The following is a 409-nucleotide window of genomic DNA, read 5'->3' as shown; positions in this document are numbered from 1 at the left end:
GATAATACGCTATCTTTATCATAATCGTACTTACCATTATTTATTGCCATTTTGAGGTGCTATGTCACTTTTTTCTAACCATACTTTATTTATCATTATCATTACAGTGGTTGTCAGTTTATTAGCTTGGCAATCACCCCAACTGATGCAAAGGTTGATTTTTTATCCGCCTGCGGTGCAGCGTGGACAAGTTGATCGCTTTGTCACCCATGGTTTTATCCATGCCGATGGGATGCATTTGTTTTTTAATATGTTTACTTTGTATTCGTTTGGGCAAGCGGTACAGGGTTTGTTCATGTCCAAACTCGGCAGTCTAGGGTTTGTGCTGTTTTATTTTGCCGCTTTGGTGGTGGCAATTATGCCAACCTATCTAAAACAAAAAAACAATCCTCGCTATAGCAGTCTAGGC

At 39.4% G+C, this 409-nt stretch carries 1 protein-coding gene; it reads left to right on the top strand.

Annotated features, from left to right (window positions below):
• Window positions 1–61 precede the first annotated feature (61 nt).
• The coding region (locus tag M3175_RS26180) for a rhomboid family intramembrane serine protease (RefSeq protein WP_251524634.1) at window positions 62–409 on the top strand (348 nt) is incomplete at its 3' end.

The organism is Robertmurraya korlensis (genome assembly GCF_023715225.1).
GTDB lineage: Bacteria > Bacillota > Bacilli > Bacillales > Cytobacillaceae > Robertmurraya_A.
The sequence above is the reverse complement of the archived record's forward strand: the minus strand, read 5'-3'. Positions and strand labels throughout refer to the sequence as shown.